Here is a 22,908-nt window from a genome sequence, read left to right on the forward strand (position 1 = left end):
CACGTGTATTGGGATACCGCAAAAGCACTTAATCTCGGCTAACCAACTTTGGAGGTGTAACCGTTTGGGTATCCGTCAAAGCTTTTAAAAACGCGACAAGAGCCGCCTCTTCTTTTTCAGTAAGGCCGAGGTTCCCCATTAACTTCAGTTCATCATTACTCGCTTGATTGGGACTGTTAATTTCAGGTTCTGGCCAACAATCTCTTTCACGAGCCTGTTTAGCTGTCGTTCCAGGAGGACATTTCAGCGGATCAACTTTCGTCAGCGAAGTGTTGTAGTAATGCACAATATCTTCTAGGTTTTTAAAATACCCATTGTGCATATATGCCTTTACAAACCCCTCGTTTATTCTTTTATCAACATTACGAACTGTTGGGGTACGAAAATGCCCCGCATGGCCACTTGTAAGAGGCGTAGCACTGGTATGTTCGGCAAGTCCTGTATCGGGCCTGTTTGGATTAAAGTTTGATGCCTCATAATTTGGTGGCAGACCGATGTGGTTAAATGCATTGTCTGTAAACTGCTGATGTAGCTCATTTCCGACAGAATCTCGTGCTTCACTGTTGTGACAATCAACACACATCGCGCTCTTACCCTGAGGATTGAGTTTTGTTTTTAAGCCAAAAAATAAATCATTACCTAGGTTTTCTAGATCGGTTAGATGCTTATAGGGGGAATGCCCTGGTGTATCATCATCATCGTGCATCACAGCAAAATCTCGTTTTGAGCTGTAAGAGTTAACTTCATCAGATTGCTGCCACGCAGAAAGCGCAACACCAATGCGCTTGAAGCTAATATCTACCCCCGTTGTTTCACAATCGATCGGCTCTTTCCAAGCTTGCTCATATAACTTCGCATAGTCTGAATTTGCGACATGACGACAGACAAATTCGGCCCCAGGCATACCATTATCTTCGCCATCAGGTACGTTTTGCTCTACATCGTTTGCAAATGGTCCCAAAGCTTGATCGGCCAATGGCCCAAGGAAACGTTCATAGGCATTTTTCAGCTCATCAGAAGTACCTGCAAATACCTCTTTGCCAACATTCTCACCAGTTGCGCGACCATCCCAAAATAGGCCTCCCGCACATAAAAACCCATAGTGCTCTTCTTCACATCCTGTTGGGTTTCGCGCGAATTGAGACACGCCAAAGTTCTTAGCACTACTGGTGTAAGCTACCGTGGGTGGTTTGCGGTTACCTGAGCGGGGGGACTTTGCACCGGGCACAACGACTGCCAGCTCATTAATCTGCGAATCAGGTGATGTCCAACCAGCTTCAGGCGCATGGCAAGAAGCACAAGATTGTCCGTCAGGAACCGAGATTTCGTCGAAAAAAACGTGTTTACCCAAGCTTTCTAAAGCTTGCACATCAGGCTCAGCAGATACTGATGGTTCTTCCCAAAAAACTGATACGCACGATACACATAGTGTCGCTATTGATACACATAGTGTCGTTCGTAAAAAAAGATGTTTCTTGGCTATACTCATAATCAACTCCTTAATTAGTACCTTTCAGCACTTACCAAACGCAATCCTTCATTTATCAGCAACACAACGATATCCATTAACAACTTCGCGTTACTGTCACCACCATTAACAACCAAACCTTATAGTTAATTATTTATTGCCTGACTGTTAATCAAACACGGATAGTACCGCTTTGTAAAAAATTTTCAACCCCCAATGTTTCAAACATGAGGTCAGAATACATCCATTCGTCTTCATGCAATGGTGAAACTAGCTTAATTATCTGTATATGGCATTTGTACGAGTTACCTTTACATATGGTAACTATTTAGGGCCATCATTACGTGCGCTACTTCCTCATTACAACTTGGCATTAAGCACTGATCGTTTTATCAGTTTGATAGGGGGAGTTCGAATAATTAAAAGGTGCTTTTGACTTCGCTATTGACAAGGGGAAAACAGAAATCAGGCTCCTGAAATACACCGTCAGTTATCATCTTTTTTTAGAAACTAGACGGCATTGTTTGCGCTCTTCTCTCCCTTTTTTATACACACTTCACTTAGGAAAAAGGGGAGAATTTATCACTGCATCAGAGCATTTTCCTATTTGTAAAAACTAACCCCAAAACAGAAACAGCATCCACCAATAAGCAACGGTTATTACCACAATCAAAATGCTCGAGGTGAAAAAAAGTTCAAAAACTGGTTATTATCACAGCACAAAAAATTACTTGAAAAGCAACAATGCATTCCCTAGTATTAGGCCTTTATCGCTCAGTATCCAAGATGGACAGAGTAGGTGCCAGTATTAATTTAGTGAAAAAATGGCTAGCTAACCATATGAATTAATTAATATTTAACACCAGAAAAAGGGATTAACAGTAACAAAGCAGTAAGGAAAGTGGTAGGTAATCATTATGGATTTAACAGGAAAAAAAATATTAATTACTGGGGGCAGCTCCGGAATTGGCTTAGAATTTACTCGCCAGCTTATCAAGCGTTCAAATAAAATAGTCATTTGCGGCCGTGACCTAGATAAACTAAAAAAGGCACAAAAAGACCTCCCTTCAATTGATTACTTTCAGTGTGATATCGCTGATGATGAGCAACAGCAAAAACTTGTTGAATTTGTTCAAACTCACCACTCTGACCTAAATGTACTTATCAATAATGCAGGCATTCAAAAAAATTACAGTTTTACTCAGCTAGAGAGTCACATTGACTTAATCGATGAAGAAATGAACATCAATGCGACATCTCAAATGAAGCTTATCGATCGATTACTCCCTCTACTTTTGCAACAGCATGAAGCCGCAATTGTAAATGTAACCTCCCTTTTAGCTGCTGTCCCAAAACAATCGGCCCCTGTATATTGCGCCTCAAAAGCCGCATTTAGAATGTTTACTCAAGCGCTCCGCTATCAACTAGAGAGCACGCCTGTCAAAGTTTTTGAAGTTGTACCGCCGTTGGTTGACACAGAAATGACCAAAGGACGCGGAAAAAACAAAATGAGTGTAAACGAACTGGTAAAAGAGGCGCTACAAGGTATCGAAATGGATAATTCCGATATTCTCGCCGGAAAAAGTAAGAATGTATTCTTTTTAAAACGACTATTTCCAAAGAGGATATACGCAATGATCAGAAATGGTTAAAGCCCATTCCTGACATGGCAACCACCTCTAACTAATTGTTAAATAAATTTTTTTTAAAGCGCGCGTTCAATGGCGTTGGTTTACTGACGCCCAGAACAAAAACAAAAAATTAACACTAGCTACCTTAGAAGCAATAATTCAACTTATTTTACATATTGAAACACAAAGAAAACCATCATGGTTAAAGGTATCAATTTGTAAATAAAATTGAAGTCGAGCATATGTTTAGACCGGGATATTAAAAATGAATAACAACAAAGCCTCCTATCATGATGATTTTATAAGAAAAAATAGTCCAACTGAAGATTTACCAACTTTAATTAACTTGGATAAATTTGCTCTATCAGAGTATATCAACTGTGCCACAGACATCTTAGACAACGCGATTGCCGAAGGTTTTGCTGATAAAACCGCCGTGATCACAGCTAATCGCAGCTATACCTATCAACAGCTGCTCGATAAAGCGAATCAAATAGCCAATTACTTAGTTCATGATTTAGGAGTATTACCAGGCAACCGCGTGTTACTTTGTTCTCCAAACAATTTCATGATGGCTGCCTGCTGGCTTGGTATTGTGAAAGCTGGTGCCGTAGCAGTCGCCGTTCTACCAACGCTAGAGCCACAAGGAATTGTCAAAGTGGTTCAAAAAGCACAGGTTAAGTTTGCTTTGTGTGATGACAGATTTGAAGAACGCTTTGCTAGTGTAAAACAAGCAACCAGTATACTTAGCCACGTAACCACTTTCGATGCCAACTTATCGACTCATACAAAGTTAAATAATCAATCAACTCAGTTTAACAATGTTAATACAGCGGCCAGTGATTGCTGCCTAATTGGGTTTACCTCAGGCACAACCACAGGCAATCCAAAAGCCGTTATTCATTTGCATCGAGACATGTTGATTGCCTGCCAGGCTGCGGGACAACGCACTTTCAAGATTACTGAAAAAGATACTCTGATAGGCAGTCCTTCTATGGCATTTGGGTTTGGCTTAGGTTCGCTTTTGCTATCAACTCTTTATTGTCGAGCCACAACGGTATTGTTAGAAAGCCCGACGCCTGACGCATTATTACAAGGCATTGATCGTTACCAACCAACGGTTCTATTCACTTCGCCAAATGCCTATAAGGCCATGGCTGAACATTGTGACAACTATGACATTTCCAGTTTAAGGCTTTGCGTTTCAGGCGGCGAGCATATCATGCCCTCGATTTGGCAGTCTTGGAAAAACAAAACCAATATTTCCATTTATGAAGGCATTGGTTGCACCGAAATGCTGTTCCTATTTTTAGGCCCAGATATTGATGATATTCAACCTGGTCGTATTGGCAAACCAATATTCGGCTATGAAGCTAAAGTTGTTGACGCTCAAGGCAATGACCTCCCAGTAAACACAATCGGATTACTGGCAGTACGCGGCCCCTTAGGGTGTCACTATTTATCGGGTGAGCAACAAAAGAAATATGTGGTCAATGGGTGGAACATTACCGATGACTGCGTCCTTATGGATGAAGAAGGTCACTTTTGGTGTCATGGCAGGGCTGAAAATGAATTTAACTCAGACTCTGGCCGCCTCAATCTGCTGGAAGTGGAATATGCGCTTTTTAACCATGAAGCCGTTGCGGAATGTGCGGTGGTGAAATCAAAGCAGACATCTTCGATACTAGCGTACGTTATTTTGAAAAAGCATGTCACTTCCGATAAGGCTGAGCTAGAAGCTTCGCTCAAAGCACGTATAAAAATGACCTTGGGGGATATAAATTGCCCGGAATCCATCCTATTTGTTGACGTCTTCCCCAGAACAGCGTCAGGGAAAATACAACGCCATAAACTACAAGACTAAGCTAGAGGTATAGGGATCATGCTTAACGAATTAAAAAACTTGAATTTAGATCAGCCTGACAGAAAAGTGCTAGAGCAGAATGATCTGAGCCTTTTTCAAAAAGTTCTGTTCACCACAGATGGTACCGTAACTCGTCTGCTTGAACTGTATACTGGCGAAAAAATAAAGGTAAATAAACTGGATCAGGGTATTTCCACAGGTATATCTTCACAAGTACTTGGCTGTACTGAAGATGATCCACTTTTGAGAAGAACAATACTACTCAGTGGCGCAGCTAAACACTATATCTATGCTGACTCGGTTTTTATCTTCGAAAAGTTATCGACAAATATTCAATATAGTCTTTTGCAATCAGACACGCCGATCGGTTTGTTGTGGGAGAAAGAGAAAACCGAAATATATAGAAAAATCATTGATTATAAATCAGAAATTTGCGAAGCCTCCTCCTCCCATTTTGGTTTAGAGCCAAACACTCCGATGTTATCAAGAACATACCTTGTAATTAATAATGGCGCACCTTTTGGGGTTATTAACGAAAAATTTCCCATGTCATATTTTAAGGATAAATCATGAAACAAGAACAACAAGCACAACTCATTGACGCATGTGGAATTCCTCTGTGGAGATCTGTAATTGACTTCATAACACCTTTATCCGAGAAAACACTGTTTGCCACTCCAGCAGCTGAAAGTTCGTTAGATCTGATAACCGGTGCCAATTTAATAGATGGAACACAACACTTGGGCAGCGTATTAAGCACCACATTGGCGCCACAACAAAAGGTTATTGTTCTTTTTCCACAAGGTTTTGACTATATCTATAGCCTGTTGGCATGTTGGTATGCAAACCTCGTTGTTATTCCGGTTCCTCTTAGTGATCTAACGCAAACAGACACGTTATTGGAAACCTTAGAGCGCATCATCGCTGACTCCCAAGCAAGTTGTATTCTTACCTATAGTGAGATGTCTCAGTTGATTAACGATTCTGGCTGTCTAGTAAGCAGCGAAGTGCTCGATATCAATCAGCTAGCTCACATCGAGCTAAAAACTCAAAGTGAAAAGACCAAACAGCCTGAAGAGTTGGCCATTTTGCTCTACAGCTCTGGGTCAACTTCTCAACCAAAGGGGATTAAAATTTCCTACCAAAGCTTGGTATCTCAAATGAATCGTGGCGCTGAGCAATGGGGGATCACGAGTGATAGCCGCATTGTTTCATGGATGCCCCATTTTCATAACTTTGGCTTGCACTTTAATATTTTAGCTCCGCTTGTAAAAGGCGCTTTTAGTGTCATATTCGATGCCAAACACTTCTTACAGCAACCAAATTTTTGGTTTGACCGTATTTTGCAGCATGAAGCCACTCATACCGCAGCACCCAACTTTGCGCTGGATTTTTGTGTCAACAAAGTGGATATCAGCTCATATCAATCGTCAAAACAAGCGCCTTTAGCATCCATACAAGCCATTATTTGTGGAGGCGAACCAGTTAATCAAGCCAGTTACAATAACTTTAATGAGCGATTCAAGTGCCTTGGACTGAAATCGCAAGCCATTACTTGCCACTACGGCCTATCCGAAGTAGGTGCGGTTACCACTGCAAGCCCCAACAGCGAAGAACGCTTTATAGAATTAGATGCCCAAAGCTTGGAACAAAACAAAGTAGAATTGGCCCAACACGCCAGCCAAGCAAAGACAGTAGCTTGCAGCGGCAAAATAACAGCTGATACCTCAGTTATTATTGTCGAACAAGGCACTCTCATCCCATGTGATAAAGGCACCATAGGTGAAATTTTAATTCACTCACCGTCGGTCGCGTCAGGTTATATGAACAGACCAGAGGAGTCAGACGCAACCTTCTGTGCAAAAATAAATAATGAAGATAAACACTACCTCAGAACCGGAGATTTAGGCTTTGTTGACAATGACTGTCTTTATGTTGTGGGTCGAGAAAAAGATCTCATCATTATTAACGGTAAAAACCATCACCCCATTGATATAGAAGCGTCGATTAAGCGTGACGTCGAATACCTCAGTCTGACTGTGCTGGTGTTTTCTCAGGAAATCGATAATGAAGAAAAAGTCATTATCATCCAAGAGCTCGACGATGGATTAAGTCAAAGTGACTATCAATCTATTGCTACTGATATTAGGCATGCGGTCGCTCAAAACCACAGTATAAGAGCACATGAAATTCGCTTAGTCCCAGAAAATACCATACCAAGAACAGGAAGTGGCAAGGTCAAAAAACAAGCATGCCGCAAGCTGCACAAAGCCGACTCACTACCAACACTTTATTGCGAAGTAGCACAGCCAGCAAAGGTTCAAAATCCTCCCCCCACCGCAATGAGTGAGGGCCTTGCATCTATTGTAGAGCGCTTGAAAAACAAGGTGTTTGCACCTGAGTTAAATTTAACGGCTCATGACTTAGCGAATATTGATGATTTTAGCACCATCATACTAGATTCGATTCAATACGTTATCATTTCTAAAAAAATCGAAGAAGTCTTTGAATTTGCATTCGCCCCTGTGATGTTATTTAAGTACCCAAGCTTTAATAAGCTTGCCAGCTACTTAAACGAAGAACTTGCATCACTTGGCAGACCAACTGAGATATCCGGTGATGTCGATTCCTCCTTCAAAGAGCCGCAGGATAATGATAGCGACAACGAACCAGACGATGACTCAATCGCTATCATTGGCATGAGTGGCCATTTTCCTGGAGGCGCGACAGATCTAGATCTCTTCTGGGAGAATTTAATCAACCAGACCAACTGCATTACCGAGATACCGTCTGATAGGCAAGCATTTTCACGGGCAAAAAATGCGCAACAGGGGTCCTCAAACGCCTTTCCTAACTGGGGTGGTTTTTTACAGGATATTGATACTTTTGATGCTGAGTTTTTTGGTATTTCTCCTTTAGAAGCTAATAGTATGGACCCGCAACAGCGCAAAGTCATGGAAATGACTTGGAGTGTCTTTGAAAACGCTGGACATAACCCTAAAAAATTAACCAACCAAAACGTTGGGTTGTTCATTGGTGCGCATAACAATGACTACTTAGAGCTCACTCTGACACAACCAGAATTGTGCGAAAAATATGGCGCATATTTAGACTCTGGTGTGCACATGAGCATGATAGCGAATCGAGCTTCACGATGGTTTGACTTTAACGGCCCGAGCGAAGTTATCAATACCGCCTGTTCAAGCTCATTAGTAGCCGTTCATCATGCCGTAGAAGCGATAAAAAAAGGCAATTGCTCCGTTGCTGTAGCCGGTGGTATTAATCTTATTTTAACCCCTCGCATCTATAAAGCAGCCCATAGTGCCGGCATGTTGTCGGCTGATGGTGCATGTAAAACCTTTGATGAACAAGCGAATGGATTTGTACGTGCAGAAGGGTATGGTGCTGTATTGCTCAAACCTTATCGGCAGGCAAAAAAAGACCATGATTCAATTTATGGTGTGATTAAATCTGCTGCTATCAACCATGATGGCAAATCAAATTCGCTGCGAGCGCCAAACCTTGAAAGTCAGGCTAAGTTGATACAATCAGCCTACCAATCAGCAAATATAGCGCCAGAGTCCGTAAGCTATATAGAAGCCCATGGTACAGGTACAGCTTTAGGCGACCCCATTGAAATTGAGGCGCTCAAAGAAGCCTTTAATTCCATGTCAGACACTTTACCACATCAATATTGTGGTTTGGGCACTGCAAAAACCAATATTGGCCATTGTGAGTCTGCCGCAGGTATAGCTGGATTGATTAAGGTATTGCTGTCGATGAAACACCAAACTCTACCCAGTATGCTGCATTTTAATCAGCTCAACCCTGCTATTGCTTTGCGTAATAGTCCATTTTATGTGGTCGATAAAAATCAACCGTGGCAACGCTTAACAGATGCAGACGGTAAAACGATACCGCTACGAGCAGGTGTTAGTTCATTTGGGTTTGGCGGTGTGAATGCGCATGTAGTCATTGAAGAACCAAATGAACAGGAGCGCAACGGGACAAAACATAGCACCGAGACAAGCTCGGAAAATGCAGATTCACAGTTAATTTTACTTTCGGCGAAAACCACTGCGCAACTACAGACCGTTGCCAGCAGATTGCACCACCAGCTAACGAAACTCTGTGCAAATGGCTTTTCATGTGACCAACAAACTCTGATTAATATTGCGTATACCTTGCAAGTCGGTCGCCATGACATGCAAGAACGTTTAGCGATGATTGTTCATACTCCTGAAGAATTGATGGTAATGCTGCAGCAATTCTTATCTGCGACGCCTATTGCGCATAATTGCTATCGCGGTACGGTCGATAAAGAGCTTGAATTACTCAATTGGGACTCAGATGAAGGCCTAGAAACAGCGCTTAACCACTGGTCTGAAGCTAAAGAACTCCATAAAATCGCTAGCTTTTGGGTGCGAGGTGTGACGCCCTCTTCATGGCAGTCACTGTATAAGAACACCTGCCCTAAACGTATTAATTTACCCTCATATCCGTTTGCTCAAAGCCGCTATTGGCTACCGAGTCTACCACCACTTGATACTGTATCGCCTGATCCTGTGGCTAACATCTCTGAGTGCACCGTCCCTGCAACTGAAGCCCCCAGCTCAACTGCCAATGACGATGATATCACTGCGAAGATAATGAACGCAGTCTCAGCAAATACAGAGCTGCCAGTAGAGCGCATCGACAAGTCAGCTAAGCTCAGTGAGCTTGGCATTGATTCGATTCTTCGCTTAAAGCTCGCCAACCAAATCATCAAGATGTATCCAAACGAATCTCTTGACCTCAATACGCTATTGCACCTACAAAATGTCAATGAAATGGTGCTATTTATTGCGGAACAAACAGGCGAAGCCACTACAATTGAGAGCGATGAGAGCAAAAGCTTTGATACACTGCCATCTGATACCAGTGACCCTTGTGCGAGAGATATCAGCCTTAAAATTAAAGAAATATTTTGCGATCATACGGGGCATTCTATCGAAATACTCAACCCTTCTACTGCTTTGGCAGAGCTGGGCGTCGACTCCATTACTCGACTTAAAGCCACCAATGACATTTTAAAAGCCTTTCCAGAGCTTTCTTTAGAACCTAGTCAACTTCTTGCACTACATACCATTGACGATATAAGCGCGTTATTACGCAAAGAAATCGCGCCAGCAAGTTTGCTGAATGCTCAACAAGTAGTAGCCGCATCTGACTTAGACGAAGAAACGAGCCATGCTTTACAAAAGATAACCCACAGCCTCAAAGAACAAGGCTGCAATATTTTAATCAAAAACGTGAAGCCAAGTGGCAGCCACCCCAATGCTTTACAAGCAGAGATAGTTGTGTGCGAGGATCATGCTTTTTTTAATGATCATCCTTTAGACCATATAACGGGTGTGCAATTGATTGAGTCAATGATGCAATTAATTAAAGTCTCACGGTTGCATAATTCCAATACATCGAGTTTCTATACGTCAGCCTTGAGTATTCATTTTGATGCTTTTTGTGAAAGTGATAGTGCTGAACTATTCTGCTCTGAGGCCAGTAGTGATAAGCAAGCTCACTCTCAATCGTTTACTACACATGTCAGACAACATGAGAAAAACATTTGTCAGGCCAATGTAACTATTCAAAGTGTGTCACCGTCAACAAGCGAGCCACAACGTCATTCAAAATTACCTGAAGATGTCGACCTTTGCATTCACGATATGGTGAATAAGCACAATCTCGATAATGTGTTCATTAGTATGCCAACGTCAGCTTGGGACCAAGCTGGAGTATGGTTTTCACCAAACCACTCAGACACTATATTTACTGATAATACAGCGGGCTTAATTGATGTAACCCATTTAATTGAAGGATGCAGACAGCATGAGCGGTCGATGACCAAACGCTTATTGGCCGAAAGCAACACTCAAGAAAATGACCAAGTACAAGCTGATAATCCAAATAAAGGTGTTGGGATACTCAAATCGCTTGAAATTCGTTTACTAAGAGCGCTAGAGCGACATGAATCCATCTTTATCACCAATGGTGATATGAACGTACTGGATGTTGGCGGCAACCGTGTGATTAATTGGCAAAGTGACTTGTTAGTTAATGGCGAGGTGGTAGGACTCTACAAAATGGAAGCGCTCATACTCAGCTCTGACGTATACAACACTTGGAGAACGGTTAAAAACGATGAAATAACAAGTTAGTTACCATCCATCCGCCTCACTGTTGAGCTCGAATAATCTCAACAGTGAGACGGACTAATAAATGAGCATCTGTTAGCACTCATAGCTGCACCTGCTAATGAGTACTATAGATAAGTGACGTCAATCATACCTAGTGGGGCTTTTTAGAGCCATGGATGTAATACATCGACCAGAAAAAGCGAACTAGGGTGATGGCTGGAGTATGGTTTTGCTAAATCGAATAAAAACAATAGTAAGCTTGGCGCTGCCCATCATTGCGGGTCTGGTTTCTCAAAATATTATGGTTGTGATAGATATGGCCATGGTAGGCACTTTGGGAACTGACGCCTTAGCTGCGGTAGGTATTGCGTCCCAAATCAATTTTATGTCTTTTGCGTTGTTGATTGGACTTGCCAGTGGTGTACTCGCCATTTCGGCCCGTATGCAGGGAAAAGGTAATAATAGTGAAACTGCCGTACCGCTCAATGGTGCACTGCTCATTAGCTGTGTTGTGGGGATCCCACTATCTGGCTTACTCTATTATACAGCGCCGTTTTTTTTCCCTACGCTGCACAGTGACCCCAATGTCATAGCACTAGGTAATGACTATTTGCAAGTACGTGTTTTATCTATTACGGCGGTTGCAATGACATTATCATTTAGAGGCTACTGGAGCGGTATTAAGCGCCCCAAACTGTTTATGAACACATTGTTGTTGATGCTTGTTTGTAATGTTGCGCTCAACTATTTATTAATTTTTGGCAATTTAGGCTTTCCCAAAATGGGCGTAACAGGGGCCGGCGTTGCAACTTCGCTATCGCTGTTTATCGGTGCCGTATATTGTTTCTATTTAGGCTTTAAGTATTCTGCTACGTCTGGTTTTTTGCAACGACTTCCAACTAAAACACAACTTCGTACACTGATTACTATTTCATTACCACAAGGTGCACAACAACTTTTTCGTGCAACCGGATTAACGGTTATGTTTATCATTATTGGCTCGATTGGTACTGATGAATTAGCGGTGGCAAACGTATTGGTCAATATCACTCTTGTTATGATTATACCCTGTATTGGTTTTGGTTTAGCCGCAGCTTCTCTCGTTGGCCAAGCTTTGGGAGAGAGTGCACCTGAACAGGCCAAGCGCTGGGGGTGGGATACCTCATTGATAGGGCTGTTGTTTATGTGCTCTATAAGCCTACCAATGGTGTTATTTCCTGAGTTGATATTATCAATTTTTGTGCACGAGCAAGCGTTAATTGATATGGCTAAACTGCCTTTGCAATTAATCTCACTGTTATTAGCCTTTGATGCAGTGGGTGTGATTTTACTCAACTCACTACTGGGTGCTGGCGCCAGTAAACAAGTCTTAAAGATCACCTTTAGTATTCAGTGGTTAGTATTCTTACCGGCAGCTTGGATCGTCAGTCATTATCTTGGTATGGGTTTGCTTGCGATATGGTGTTTGAATATTGCCTATCGTGCAATTCAAGCGGGTATTTTTGTCAAAATATGGCACCAAGGGAGATGGAGTACGATTGAGATTTAACCAAGCGCATTTGTACTAGACTTGATATGACAGTTACCCGTTTTTCTATCGGTGACTGTCAGTTTAGATTTCTTTTAAAGCCGACGATTATTCTTTGCCATGACAGGCCCCGACCGTTGCTAAAGTTGAAAACAACAGGGGGGATTGAAAATAAGCTTAACTTCATGATTTTCCTTACTCAAAACAAACGAATTATTACGTTTAAAACGGTTAATTCACCTCAGCCAAACCCACTTATCAACACTTGACGTAGTCATGACTTTTAGATGATTTTGCACTGAAAACGAAAAAAACGTTTAACGCGCTGTACCACTCACACCTCTTACAAGCAGAAGCAAAAACACCGACAAAAAATAAAGTTATCAATATGTATCAATACGTTAAACTTTCCATATTTGCTATTCGGCGCCTTTTTCACAAAGATGACATTCCAAATCATAATTTGGACTTGTTGATAGTTGCGCGCTTAACTAGCTGTTATAAATCTCCCACTAATCGTCTAAAGCGCAAACCTAACGCCAACTTGCGCACGCTATAATCGGGGTCATGGGCTCGATTGAGCAACAGCGGCGCACTAAACTCCTCTTCACGCCCTATATAAGCCACGTAATACATGGAAGATCTTCTAACGTTAGGATCTGGATGATGCTTCGCCGCCCATTCAAATAGCTTAAGCGTCTCTGTACCCATCTCTGGCAACCAAGCCAAGGTATACGGAATACGTGTTGCGGTTCCGTGCTTGGCCGTTTCGATCAGTCCTTCTGACAACGCATTTCTCACGTTTGGTAATTGCTCACCTAAATCCTTCCAAAATTGGTTTCTTTTCGGCGGAAAACCACTTTCATCGTGATGGCTAAATTTAATGTTTACCGCAGCAAATGCTGACGCTATCTTGATCCGCACCGCCTTATCAGGGTGGGCAAACAACCCCCAGAGTTCATCCAACGACTCACCTGCCATAATTGCTTTAAACACCAAAGCCTCTTCATAAGAGAACCCCTGCATCCACTTTGTATAATGTGCACCTTCAGGGCTTTCAAAAGCAGTTGCATTCACCTTTACTAAAGATGAGGGCTCTGAATACTGCATGTTTTCAGCATATTGCGCCACAAACGCAGGTGGCGCTGCATATAAGATTGGCTGCGTACTCAAGCCTGCCAAAGCATGAACAACCACAGCCACAACAACTAACACCACGGAAGCCAAGGTGACGAGGATTTTCTTCCTCGTAGAACAACGCATCATAATTTTCTCCAATAATAACAAAGTGCACCTAAATGTAGGTAAATCGAACACTTGAAAACTTAATGGCAACCTAGAGAAAACAAATGATGTGAGGCTGATTTCTGGCTGAATTTTTGGTGATACAAACAAAACAGATGGTTAGTTGGATAAGGGCAGACCGTCTCAAACTTCTTTTAAGGCACTGCCCCCAAGACGAGAGCAGCTTTAACCCTAGTTTGCTTAGTTCAGAAGCTAGATAACGGGCTTTGACTCACAAGGTACGATTAGCAAAAGGTTAGACGACTCGGCCCGCCTTTTTTATTTCGGCCTAAGATTTTCAATGATCTGCGCATCCACCCAATAGATATCCGATTGGCGCTGCCCACTGCCATCTTTACGCAGTACCATTCTATTGAAAAAGAGATATTTTCCATCCGGCGTGACAGATGGCCCCCCTTCTTCTGCGTCTGTATTAACCTGCTCACCTAAGTTTATTGCATCACCCCAACTGCCATCAGAAAGACGAAAACTAATATAAAGATCGGCTTCGCCATATCCGCTTTCTCGAATGCCATCCCACATAATGTAACTCTCATCGGGGGCAATAAATGGGTGCGCATTCCACATTCCCGTATTAATCGTTTTTGGTAGCGGTTTGGGGTCTTCGTATGTGCCGTCTATTAATCGCGAATAACGAAGAATGCCATGGCCTCCGTTGTGCCTCGCATTCTCGTCCAATACCAGAGTCCCCTTGGCTGAAGATTTCAGCCCCATAATACGTATTTCATCAAATTTGGGTCCCAAGCTTTTAAGTTCAGACCAGCCGTCTGCAGTACGCTCTTGATACTGAGCACCAAAATACATGACATTACCATCTGGTGAATATTGTGGCTTACGTGTGCCTGCGGGCAATACGGATTTACGCCAACGGTTATCCACCTTCTTATATATTTCACTTTCAGGGTCTTTTACCTCATGCGTGTGCCGCCATCGATGGACAAAAATAGTATTCATATCTGCAGAAAAGCCGATAGAGTCTCCCCAGTTTTCGGTATTAACAAGACCAGGGGCAAAAGCTTTTGGCACCATACCGGGCGGAGTTTGCCCAAGATAAGGCCCGTCAAGCGTAGCCACATCATTCCCGTCCAGATTAGTACACCCCATCATCATCACAGAACACAACAAGGCACGTTTTCTATTAATATTCGTCATAACCCTTTTCCTTATCACCTTGGCTATTTACCCAGAGCTCCATCGCTCAAATACACTTAAGGTGCTAAAGGTATCTCAGTGAGAGGAAATAACTTGAGGTTAGACTTACTTCTGTATGACTTATCAATGATGAAAAACAAAGCCTAAATATTAAATGGTTAGGATTTTAAAACTAGAAAATGGAGGAGGGTTTGCTTGTTCTATCGGGATTATCGCTGAGAATTCAAAAGAAAAGACCTAACCTCCGAGGTCGTTATAGCGATCTCACACTAAGACATACTGAATATAGCTTTGGCTACAAAAATATATGGGATACCGACTTGGTGTATGGCGTTTGGCGAATGGAAGTACCACACTCTGTTGGACTGGGAGTTAGCAGTGACAACGTCGAATACGTCTGGTTTGGTCATTTATGCGATCAAGATTTAGTTAGCAGCAACCCATCGTAACTCTTTGAATAATATGAGCAGTGTGCAAGCACTGCTCTGTTTTTATTTTAAGTTACTTGGTATAAATAAAAATTAGAGTTAAGTGTTACTAAAGTAATTACTAGAACCTACCGATAAATAAAGCCTCTTCACGTATAAGGAATATATTATGAAGATAGCTAACCCAGCCATTAATCTGGCCCAACTCAATACGACAAAGCAAGTAACAGACAGCAAACAGTCTATGACAGATGAGCTCAACATTGCTGCCAAACAACAACACGCCCAAAACAACTTGAGCGACGTTCCTGCCCTTGCTAACAACCAAAACCTGCACCGTGTTGAAGTCACATCTGTGAGCGTTTACGAACCTGAGCGCTTTGCAAAGGTATCGCAAACACTTTATTTCGGTGAATTACCCAGCCTATTCAGAGATATGCAATCTCATTATCAAGACTTTATGAGTGAACTGGAAAAATCAGAACCTCAGCTGGCAAAACTGGAATGGGGATTTTCTGTCGATGAAGGCGGCCAACTGGTTGCAAATGGCCCAATCAGTGATGAAAGCAAAGCTTACCTTGAAGAAAAACTGAATGAAAACATTGAACTTGTAGAATTAGCCAAACAAGTACCCGATGTTATGATGAAAGGACTAGCCTACGACAGAGGCGCTGATGGTAAAGCCAATGCCTGGGGCAAGTATGATGTAAACACTGAAAACCTAAAAGATGTTCTGGATTTTAGGGAAGTGCTAGAGCGCACTTACACCGAACGAGATGATATTTCCTACTTCAAAGGCAACTTTAACACCTTTGAATTTGCCGAAAACGTAGCAAGCCAGTTAAAAAGAAACGCCGAGGTAAAATTTAGTTATTAAGGTAATACTCAACCTATTGTTTGAATAGATATGTATTTAGTTTTGTAAGACTGAATGCGCTTTTTATGTATGGTCTACGCCCCGAACATTTGGGTGTTTGATACCAGCAGATTCAGCTAGCTCTAATGTTATCTCGCGCTCTAGCGGAAACTGCTCTTTGACTTGCAGCACATCTTGCCGCCACTCGAGCAAATAGAACATGGATAGTTCAAGATCGGATAATAAATGATGGGTTCGTTTGGACTTATAACCAAAGACTCGATGTACACGGCCATCGGATGGTACATCGTACACCGTTAACCAAGGCTTATAATCTTGATACTCACCTGTACCGCGTCCCTCTTTAATCCACTTACGATATTGCGCCTCAGTATGGCCAATCTTCCTAGACATAATATACCGCTATAACTGATTGAAATTTCAGCATAGCTAGAGTGAAAGTGTGATGCAAACAAAATAATATTTTGAGTGATTTTCACATTTTAAAAGCTAACCTCTGTATTTAGAATGCTTCCTTAAAGCGCCTAGATTATTCTTTATTCTGCCACTTTTTATATATTCTTCGGCGTTATACAAAAAGTCGGGCTGAAATTTGTCAACTAGCCAAAAATAGTCACTATATTTCCTGGGGTTTGGTTGCAAAAGACGTAGAACTTCCAGAAAGATATCATCAATTTCATCCATAGAAAGAGAATTCAAATACCGTGTTTTGTAGTCTTGAATATGGGCATATTCATTTTCTCTGCTAGGCCTAACATGTTGATAGTTATTCTCTATCAGATCAAGAAAGTTTTTTACCGACTCTTTCATGTAACTTATTCTATATAAGTTTGTTTTTTAATTGGTTTAACAAGTGACTCAATGCTGCGCTTTCAGAATCAAATGTCACGAGAGCGTTTTTATGGCCTCTTTCGGCATAAAAAACTTCCCAACCAAATCCACTATTTTTTAAACAATACCTTTCATTTATTGGTCCGTTTAGCGAGAAAGATGATTTATCAATACCTAACTGAGACACATGTTTTAAGAAACTTACTTTATCCATCATTAACTTTCCGGCTCGAAAACAATGGAAAGCCGCCTATCTTTGAAACCAATGAAGTTTTCTTTCAGAATGATATTCATGCGGTCAAATTCGATATTTTTTAATTCCGTTGAGTGTATAAAAGCGCTATTCGTGTATAAAACAGGATCTGGAGCTCTAACATTCCACAGGCCTCCATCTAATATGGCAACCCCTTGTATTTCTAGTGCTTGCAATACCTGTTTTACTTCCCCATTAATGAAAGCCTCGATCTCTGCCTGCTCAAACCACCTGAATATTTCTTTTCTGCGCACTTCTAGCTCCTTATGAATTGAGTCATTCAACATTTAAATGATATATCTTAATTTGATCTTCATCTGTGAGTTGAATCACTTGAACAAGTTCTAATTTGCCCATTTTCACAAGCGACATTAGCACTTCGTCTAAAGGCTCTAAATGATCCACCTTTACTTCCTCACCATCTACTTCAATCCAATGATATTGTCCGTAAGGCAAATACCCCAACCATTCTGACTTGTAGGTAACTTCTTTGGTTTTGTGTCGAAGCGAAGCTGCCCTTAATTTTGATAACAACTCTTGTTGATGCGCGGTAAGTACCATTAAGCGAATATCCTTACTTCATATCCAACTAAAGCCAGCTTATCAAAAGTAGCATAATAAAGTAGTAAGCTTTATCTGATAATTGAGTATGAAACTTTATTGTTTGGGATGATACTTTATTGTATAGGGTGAAACTTTATTGTTCACCCACAACAAATGTGGCCCCGCAATATAGTTTCATACTGAACGGGGCTGTAAGACCTGTGTTTTGGTTAGGAAATATGAGGTTGAGGAAATAGAGTTTCATACTCAGCTTAAGAGCACTCTCAGGACTACCTAGATAGCAAATAATAAAGTTTCATCCTTTATTCAGTTTTTCCAGAACCCTTTCTACTCACTACAACTGTTTTTCTTTGAAACCTTTATCAGGGTACTATTTATAGTCAACGTTTTCTCTGCTCGTAATGTGCGAGACTTTCTTTAATGAGTTGAAGATCTTCACTTGTTAAATCTAGCACTTCAGTATTATCTAAAAGTTTAGCTTTCTTCGAATAGCATATGATTGTTACCCCCCCACCCTAATCAAAGTTCGAAGGTTGCCGTTTAGTACTATAAAAAAGGGCTCTTTAATATTATAGTAGTAACTTCTTTGTTAAGGAGATGAAACATTGGAGTTATTGGAATTAGCAATGGACTTAGCTATTTTGGGAGACTCTGAGCATCAAAGCTACACACCTATTGTTTTTGCGTGCTCTTCAGCCTTTTATGGTATCCTCATGGTTTTGCTCGATTTTTGTACATGTAAAGCGACTCAAAAACCAAGCTTCCTTAAATTGAGCTATTCTGGATTGGCATCCATTTCTATGATCTTCCTTTGGGGCGTAGGCGCTGGGTTAGCTGGTCTGTTAGGTACTGGTGTAGGTATATTTGAAATAAGTCGGACAGCTTGTATTTTTGTAGGAGCAGGATGGCCCGTGGTACTACCTAGACTAATTGCCTCGGCAAACTCTGAATTATCCACTGAAAAAGTACCGATGGAGTAGTTAATGCTTAATTACCTTTTAGGTCGCAGAGACTTTCACGCACGAAAAAAGATTATCAACGCAGTTAAAAGCTTTGATAAATACAACGAAAGCGAACTTTTAGATAATGCTAGTGCACTTCTCATATTTAAAAGTGATATTCAACAGTGCTGGCTGGTGTTTACTAGTCAAAGAATGTATTTCGTAATTGATGACACTGAAAAAGGAATCTTGAAGGCTCTATGGGCTAGAGATAAGGAAAATATTATTGTCGATGGCAGAGTAGCATTGCACTTGAAGGAAGAGAAATACTCTAAGGAAACTGGTCGCTTACTCTTTGGAAACATGAACAACAGCTTAATGTATACTCACTCTTTATTCAATGGAGTTAGTATTTCAGGGGCAATTATTAATCTCGCTCAAAAACATTTCATCGATGAATAACCTCATGGAAAAAAATAACTATAAAGAAGACTCCCTCAAGTTTGACGTAGACGCCCAGCTAATACGAGAATTAGGTGAGAGGCTAGTAAGTAGAAACCATATCGGTATATCAGAGTTAATAAAGAACTCTTATGATGCCGATAGCCCAGATGTCGAAGTCAAGTTACAAAACGTCACTTCCACGGCGCTTAGCAACTCAAAGCTGACTATTGTTGACTCAGGTACCGGTATGAACTTTACTACCGTCGAAAAGCACTGGATGACAATTGGAACTGGGAATAAAAGGCTTAACCCTGTTAGTCAAATTTATGGTCGCCCTGTTACAGGGAACAAGGGTATTGGGCGTTTTGCTTGCCAAAGATTAGCTAAAAAGCTCGAACTCATTACGTGCGCCAAAACCGAACAAGGTTATGATCACACTACCGTACATTTTGAGTGGGATGACTTTGAACCTGGAAAGTCATTGTCACAAGTGAAATGCAAATATGAGTACTTCTCCTCCTCCACGGGCAAGCCTGGAACGACTCTGAAATTAAAAGAATTAAGAGAGAAAATAACTACCCGTGATTTTAATATGCTTTTGAAAAGCATAACTTTTATTTCAGTGGCGCAACAAACAAAGAGAGCTGGCTATGAAGAAGACCCTGGGTTTAATGCAACAATAGTTGCACCTGAATTTGAAAATACACCTGGTACAGAAAGGTTTTTAGCAAGTGATAAAATCTTATCTGCAGGGTGGGGAACCCTTCGTGGCACTATAAAGCATGATGGAACGATCTACTTAGCTTTAGATAGCAAAGATACCGAAACTCAAAACTACACTGTACGAGACAGTCGCTATCATGCTCTATCAGGTATCGATTTTACTGTTCATATTATTCCTCTTAAAGGTAAAGTGGGGATAGATAACAGAAGAGAGCCCTCACTATTAACTAATGAAACATTAAAAAGCATCAGAGATGAGTACTCTGGGATAAAACTTTACTTTAACAACTTCAGAGTATACCCCTATGGTGAAGTCAGCGAAGGAGATGATTGGCTAGGAATAGCTAAAGATATATCTACTCGAAGAGGAGGAAGTGAACATGCAGAACTTAGTGAGCTAGCATTAAAAATGGGACTACCCACTGCTAGTAGAGCTATGCTAAACCATCCAGGCACTCGCTCACTAATCGGTAGCATTCTAATCCATGGAGAAGCTACAGATTCTTTTGTAGTGAAAATGGACCGAGAAGGTCTAGTCGAAACTGAAAATTTCATAAACCTTAAAAAAGTAATTCGTTTATCTTTGGACTGGGCCACAATCAATTATGAAGCATGGTTGATCAGCGCAAGAAATAAAAGGCACCAAACTGTTGTTAAGCGGTTTGAACAATCATTTGGTCAATCTTTTGAAGATGATAAAAGTCGATTCATTAAGGCAATTGAAACTCTTGAAAGTAATAAAAATCTAGAAGAAACCCCAGTTGTAAGCCCACAGCCCGCTTCTCTTCTTAAGACTGATGACCAATATAATCTTGACAGTGGTAACAGAGATTTAACCGTTGAAAATCATTTTAACATCGGTACAAGACCTAATGTTCAACGAGAGCAGGTTGGTTCAGCAAAAGAGCTCGCAGTATCTCAATATGAAGCAATAGAAGCTGAAAATGAGCTGTTACGAGCAGTTTCAGCTACTGCACCGCTGTTATTTGTCTTTGCGCACGAAGTGAAGGGAATTGCACACTCATTACTCAGCCAATCTACAGAGCTTAAATCAATAGCAGAAAAAATAGATGATCCAAAAATCCAACAGCAGCTTTTAGATATGGCCAACAATGCTAGTCATTACAAAAAAGCTTTCGACGACCTTTTTGAATTGTTCGACGTGTTTTCAGATTCAGCTAGCAATACCAAAAAGAAAATTTCATTCTCGAATCTATTTGCTAGAGTTAACAAAGGCTTTAGGTTTTTCATTGAGCAATTCGGAATCTCACTGACATTTTCAGATGTTAGCCCCCGCTGGATGATTCCTAGACTAAATCAAGCTGAAGCATATTCTGTACTAATAAACCTACTTTCAAACGGTATAAAGTCTCTAATCGCAAGTGAAGAAAAAACAAGAAAACTCCATGTAGAGTTATCTTTAGATGAATCACAATACACACTAACGGTCAAAGACAACGGTATAGGGCTTAGCGAAGAACATTGGGAGAAAGTCTTTGAAGCTAGAACCTTTGATCCAGAAGGTAAATTATATAGCTCAATCTCATCTGTTCTATGTGATGAACAATTAAGCAACCTTGGTAAAGGCGCAGGATTGGGACTGAATATAGTTAGAAATATACTTAGAAAGCATAAAGGTTCTGTAGCTTTTTCAAAGCCTACGGATAGTTGGAATGCTGAAGTAAAAGTAGAAATAGGGAAATAACATGAACATACTAGTCATTGACGATAAAGCAAACGACACGAAGCACACTCGCACTCGTCTCCTAAATATCTTGAAAGAACAAACACAGATCGAATTTGACATTATCCCTCCAAGTGAAGAGGCACTAAAGCCAAAGCTACGAAAAATAGATAGTTATGATCTCATTATTGTAGATTACAAATTTGATCAAACTGATTCACCTATATTCAAAACAGGAGCTTCGCTGCATTCTCTTCTTCGAGACTACACTAAGTCAGTTCCAATATATCTAATATCGGTTTTAACCTATACCACAAACAAATTTGGCGAGTTTGATTTGTTTATCCGCGATGAATTTATAAGTGACCACGTTTCGTTCAAAAAAGAAATTGAAGATCATAATCTGCTAAAACATGTCAGAAATACTCACGATATAATAAACCTACTGAGAGCCCCTGATGAAACTCAAGATGACTTTACTTTAATGCTTGCTCCAATCTTAACGGCTGATAATTCAAAAGCTGAAGGTGCAGATGATGGAGAGTTACTGCCCACTGCTTCACAAGACAATACGCACATAAGGCTTTTTCGCTGGTTAATACAGACACTTTTCTATAAAGAGGGCCCTCTAGTAGATGTAGATGGAGCAGCATTGCGTCTAGGCATCAGTAAAGATTACTTTGAGTCTATTTGCGAACGTTTCGAATTAGCAAAATACAATGGCATTTTTAATCATTCTCATCGTACACTTTGGTGGAGCTGCCTTTTAGAAGACTATGTATTAGAACTAGAAGACGAGCATAACTTTTTGTCTAAACACTCATTTTTAGAAGCTGCACCAAAGCTTCTTGGTGCAACAACTTCAGAGAAACAATCGAAATGTATTGTATGTAATGAACGATATCCAGATAGCCTTGGCATAATTGTTGACGACGATGAGAAGTCCTTGTATCAAGTTCACATAGCATGTTCTGAGTTGAATGATTCCTTAAAACAAGAGCCATTCTTTAAAAACCCACGAATCATTGATGGCGAATAA

At 40.9% G+C, this 22,908-nt stretch carries 18 protein-coding genes; 11 read left to right on the top strand and 7 right to left on the bottom strand.

From position 1 onward, the window contains the following. Positions 1-28: 28 nt before the first annotated feature. Entirely contained in the window at positions 29-1,489 is a 1,461-nt protein-coding gene (locus HG263_RS12075) for a cytochrome-c peroxidase (protein WP_171626329.1), read from the bottom strand. An 896-nt stretch (positions 1,490-2,385) separates the two neighbouring features. Between HG263_RS12075 and HG263_RS12080 the strand changes: the two genes are divergently transcribed. The 5 genes from HG263_RS12080 (at position 2,386) to HG263_RS12100 (ending at position 12,688) form a co-directional block, all read left to right on the top strand. Further along, on the top strand, positions 2,386-3,120 hold the full coding sequence (locus HG263_RS12080) for an SDR family oxidoreductase (RefSeq protein WP_171626330.1): 735 nt from the start codon (positions 2,386-2,388) through the stop codon (positions 3,118-3,120). 244 nt (positions 3,121-3,364) lie between these two features. After that, complete coding sequence (locus HG263_RS12085; RefSeq protein ID WP_171626331.1) at positions 3,365-4,963, top strand: AMP-binding protein; 1,599 nt, start codon at positions 3,365-3,367, stop codon at positions 4,961-4,963. A gap of 18 nt (positions 4,964-4,981) precedes the next feature. Further along, a complete protein-coding gene (locus HG263_RS12090; protein WP_171626332.1) occupies positions 4,982-5,536 on the top strand; it encodes a chorismate--pyruvate lyase family protein in 555 nt (184 codons plus the stop codon). Then, complete coding sequence (locus tag HG263_RS12095; protein ID WP_171626333.1) at positions 5,533-11,160, top strand: beta-ketoacyl synthase N-terminal-like domain-containing protein; 5,628 nt, start codon at positions 5,533-5,535, stop codon at positions 11,158-11,160. The genes HG263_RS12090 and HG263_RS12095 overlap by 4 nt, the downstream gene beginning before the upstream one ends. Before the next feature lie 202 nt (positions 11,161-11,362). After that, positions 11,363-12,688, top strand: coding sequence for an MATE family efflux transporter (locus HG263_RS12100; protein ID WP_171626334.1), 1,326 nt, complete (start codon positions 11,363-11,365; stop codon positions 12,686-12,688). 477 nt (positions 12,689-13,165) lie between these two features. Here HG263_RS12100 and HG263_RS12105 read toward each other — a convergent pair whose 3' ends face one another. Together HG263_RS12105 and HG263_RS12110 are read right to left on the bottom strand one after the other, a co-directional pair. Beyond that, entirely contained in the window at positions 13,166-13,933 is a 768-nt protein-coding gene (locus tag HG263_RS12105) for a HEAT repeat domain-containing protein (protein WP_171626335.1), read from the bottom strand. A 297-nt stretch (positions 13,934-14,230) separates the two neighbouring features. Beyond that, positions 14,231-15,124, bottom strand: a complete 894-nt coding sequence (locus HG263_RS12110; protein ID WP_171626336.1) for a PD40 domain-containing protein — start codon at positions 15,122-15,124, stop codon at positions 14,231-14,233. Positions 15,125-15,315: 191 nt separating this feature from the next. Here HG263_RS12110 and HG263_RS12115 point away from each other — a divergent pair, with 191 nt between their 5' ends. Next, positions 15,316-15,573 carry a hypothetical protein gene (locus HG263_RS12115; protein ID WP_171626337.1) on the top strand — a complete coding sequence of 86 codons (258 nt, stop codon included), beginning with the start codon at positions 15,316-15,318 and terminating at the stop codon, positions 15,571-15,573. 148 nt (positions 15,574-15,721) lie between these two features. Continuing rightward, positions 15,722-16,429 carry a hypothetical protein gene (locus HG263_RS12120; protein WP_171626338.1) on the top strand — a complete coding sequence of 236 codons (708 nt, stop codon included), beginning with the start codon at positions 15,722-15,724 and terminating at the stop codon, positions 16,427-16,429. Positions 16,430-16,492: 63 nt separating this feature from the next. Here the strand turns inward: HG263_RS12120 and HG263_RS12125 are convergent, their stop codons facing one another. The 4 genes from HG263_RS12125 to HG263_RS12140 all read right to left on the bottom strand — a co-directional run bounded on the left by HG263_RS12125 (position 16,493) and on the right by HG263_RS12140 (position 18,074). Next, positions 16,493-16,822, bottom strand: coding sequence for a PDDEXK family nuclease (locus tag HG263_RS12125; RefSeq protein ID WP_246239953.1), 330 nt, complete (start codon positions 16,820-16,822; stop codon positions 16,493-16,495). Between the two features lie 427 nt (positions 16,823-17,249). Continuing rightward, positions 17,250-17,477 carry a hypothetical protein gene (locus HG263_RS12130; RefSeq protein ID WP_216628429.1) on the bottom strand — a complete coding sequence of 76 codons (228 nt, stop codon included), beginning with the start codon at positions 17,475-17,477 and terminating at the stop codon, positions 17,250-17,252. Next, complete coding sequence (locus HG263_RS12135; RefSeq protein WP_171626339.1) at positions 17,477-17,767, bottom strand: hypothetical protein; 291 nt, start codon at positions 17,765-17,767, stop codon at positions 17,477-17,479. Before HG263_RS12135 ends, HG263_RS12130 begins: the two co-directional genes overlap by 1 nt. 22 nt (positions 17,768-17,789) lie before the next feature. After that, a complete protein-coding gene (locus tag HG263_RS12140) occupies positions 17,790-18,074 on the bottom strand; it encodes a hypothetical protein (RefSeq protein WP_171626340.1) in 285 nt (94 codons plus the stop codon). 608 nt (positions 18,075-18,682) lie between these two features. On the opposite strand from HG263_RS12140, the gene HG263_RS12145 reads away from it, so the two are divergent. Genes HG263_RS12145 through HG263_RS12160 form a run of 4 tightly spaced genes read left to right on the top strand, consistent with a single transcriptional unit; the run spans position 18,683 to position 22,908 of the window. Beyond that, entirely contained in the window at positions 18,683-19,057 is a 375-nt protein-coding gene (locus HG263_RS12145) for a hypothetical protein (RefSeq protein WP_171626341.1), read from the top strand. Positions 19,058-19,060: 3 nt separating this feature from the next. After that, positions 19,061-19,480 carry a hypothetical protein gene (locus tag HG263_RS12150; protein ID WP_171626342.1) on the top strand — a complete coding sequence of 140 codons (420 nt, stop codon included), beginning with the start codon at positions 19,061-19,063 and terminating at the stop codon, positions 19,478-19,480. 4 nt (positions 19,481-19,484) lie between these two features. Further along, entirely contained in the window at positions 19,485-21,890 is a 2,406-nt protein-coding gene (locus HG263_RS12155) for a sensor histidine kinase (protein WP_171626343.1), read from the top strand. A 1-nt stretch (position 21,891) separates the two neighbouring features. Next, positions 21,892-22,908, top strand: coding sequence for a hypothetical protein (locus HG263_RS12160; RefSeq protein ID WP_171626344.1), 1,017 nt, complete (start codon positions 21,892-21,894; stop codon positions 22,906-22,908).

It is taken from the genome of Pseudoalteromonas caenipelagi, from assembly GCF_013140855.1.
Lineage (GTDB): Bacteria > Pseudomonadota > Gammaproteobacteria > Enterobacterales > Alteromonadaceae > Pseudoalteromonas > Pseudoalteromonas caenipelagi.

Excerpts from the sequence above, each read along its gene's own strand:
- HG263_RS12075 (WP_171626329.1), bottom strand. The coding sequence starts at position 1,489 with ATGAGTATAGCCAAGAAACATCTTTTTTTACGAACGACACTATGTGTA.
- HG263_RS12080 (WP_171626330.1), top strand. The coding sequence starts at position 2,386 with ATGGATTTAACAGGAAAAAAAATATTAATTACTGGGGGCAGCTCCGGA.
- HG263_RS12085 (WP_171626331.1), top strand. The coding sequence starts at position 3,365 with ATGAATAACAACAAAGCCTCCTATCATGATGATTTTATAAGAAAAAAT.
- HG263_RS12090 (WP_171626332.1), top strand. The coding sequence starts at position 4,982 with ATGCTTAACGAATTAAAAAACTTGAATTTAGATCAGCCTGACAGAAAA.
- HG263_RS12095 (WP_171626333.1), top strand. The coding sequence starts at position 5,533 with ATGAAACAAGAACAACAAGCACAACTCATTGACGCATGTGGAATTCCT.
- HG263_RS12100 (WP_171626334.1), top strand. The coding sequence starts at position 11,363 with ATGGTTTTGCTAAATCGAATAAAAACAATAGTAAGCTTGGCGCTGCCC.
- HG263_RS12105 (WP_171626335.1), bottom strand. The coding sequence starts at position 13,933 with ATGATGCGTTGTTCTACGAGGAAGAAAATCCTCGTCACCTTGGCTTCC.
- HG263_RS12110 (WP_171626336.1), bottom strand. The coding sequence starts at position 15,124 with ATGACGAATATTAATAGAAAACGTGCCTTGTTGTGTTCTGTGATGATG.
- HG263_RS12120 (WP_171626338.1), top strand. The coding sequence starts at position 15,722 with ATGAAGATAGCTAACCCAGCCATTAATCTGGCCCAACTCAATACGACA.
- HG263_RS12125 (WP_246239953.1), bottom strand. The coding sequence starts at position 16,822 with ATGTCTAGGAAGATTGGCCATACTGAGGCGCAATATCGTAAGTGGATT.
- HG263_RS12130 (WP_216628429.1), bottom strand. The coding sequence starts at position 17,477 with ATGATGGATAAAGTAAGTTTCTTAAAACATGTGTCTCAGTTAGGTATT.
- HG263_RS12140 (WP_171626340.1), bottom strand. The coding sequence starts at position 18,074 with ATGGTACTTACCGCGCATCAACAAGAGTTGTTATCAAAATTAAGGGCA.
- HG263_RS12150 (WP_171626342.1), top strand. The coding sequence starts at position 19,061 with ATGCTTAATTACCTTTTAGGTCGCAGAGACTTTCACGCACGAAAAAAG.
- HG263_RS12155 (WP_171626343.1), top strand. The coding sequence starts at position 19,485 with ATGGAAAAAAATAACTATAAAGAAGACTCCCTCAAGTTTGACGTAGAC.
- HG263_RS12160 (WP_171626344.1), top strand. The coding sequence starts at position 21,892 with ATGAACATACTAGTCATTGACGATAAAGCAAACGACACGAAGCACACT.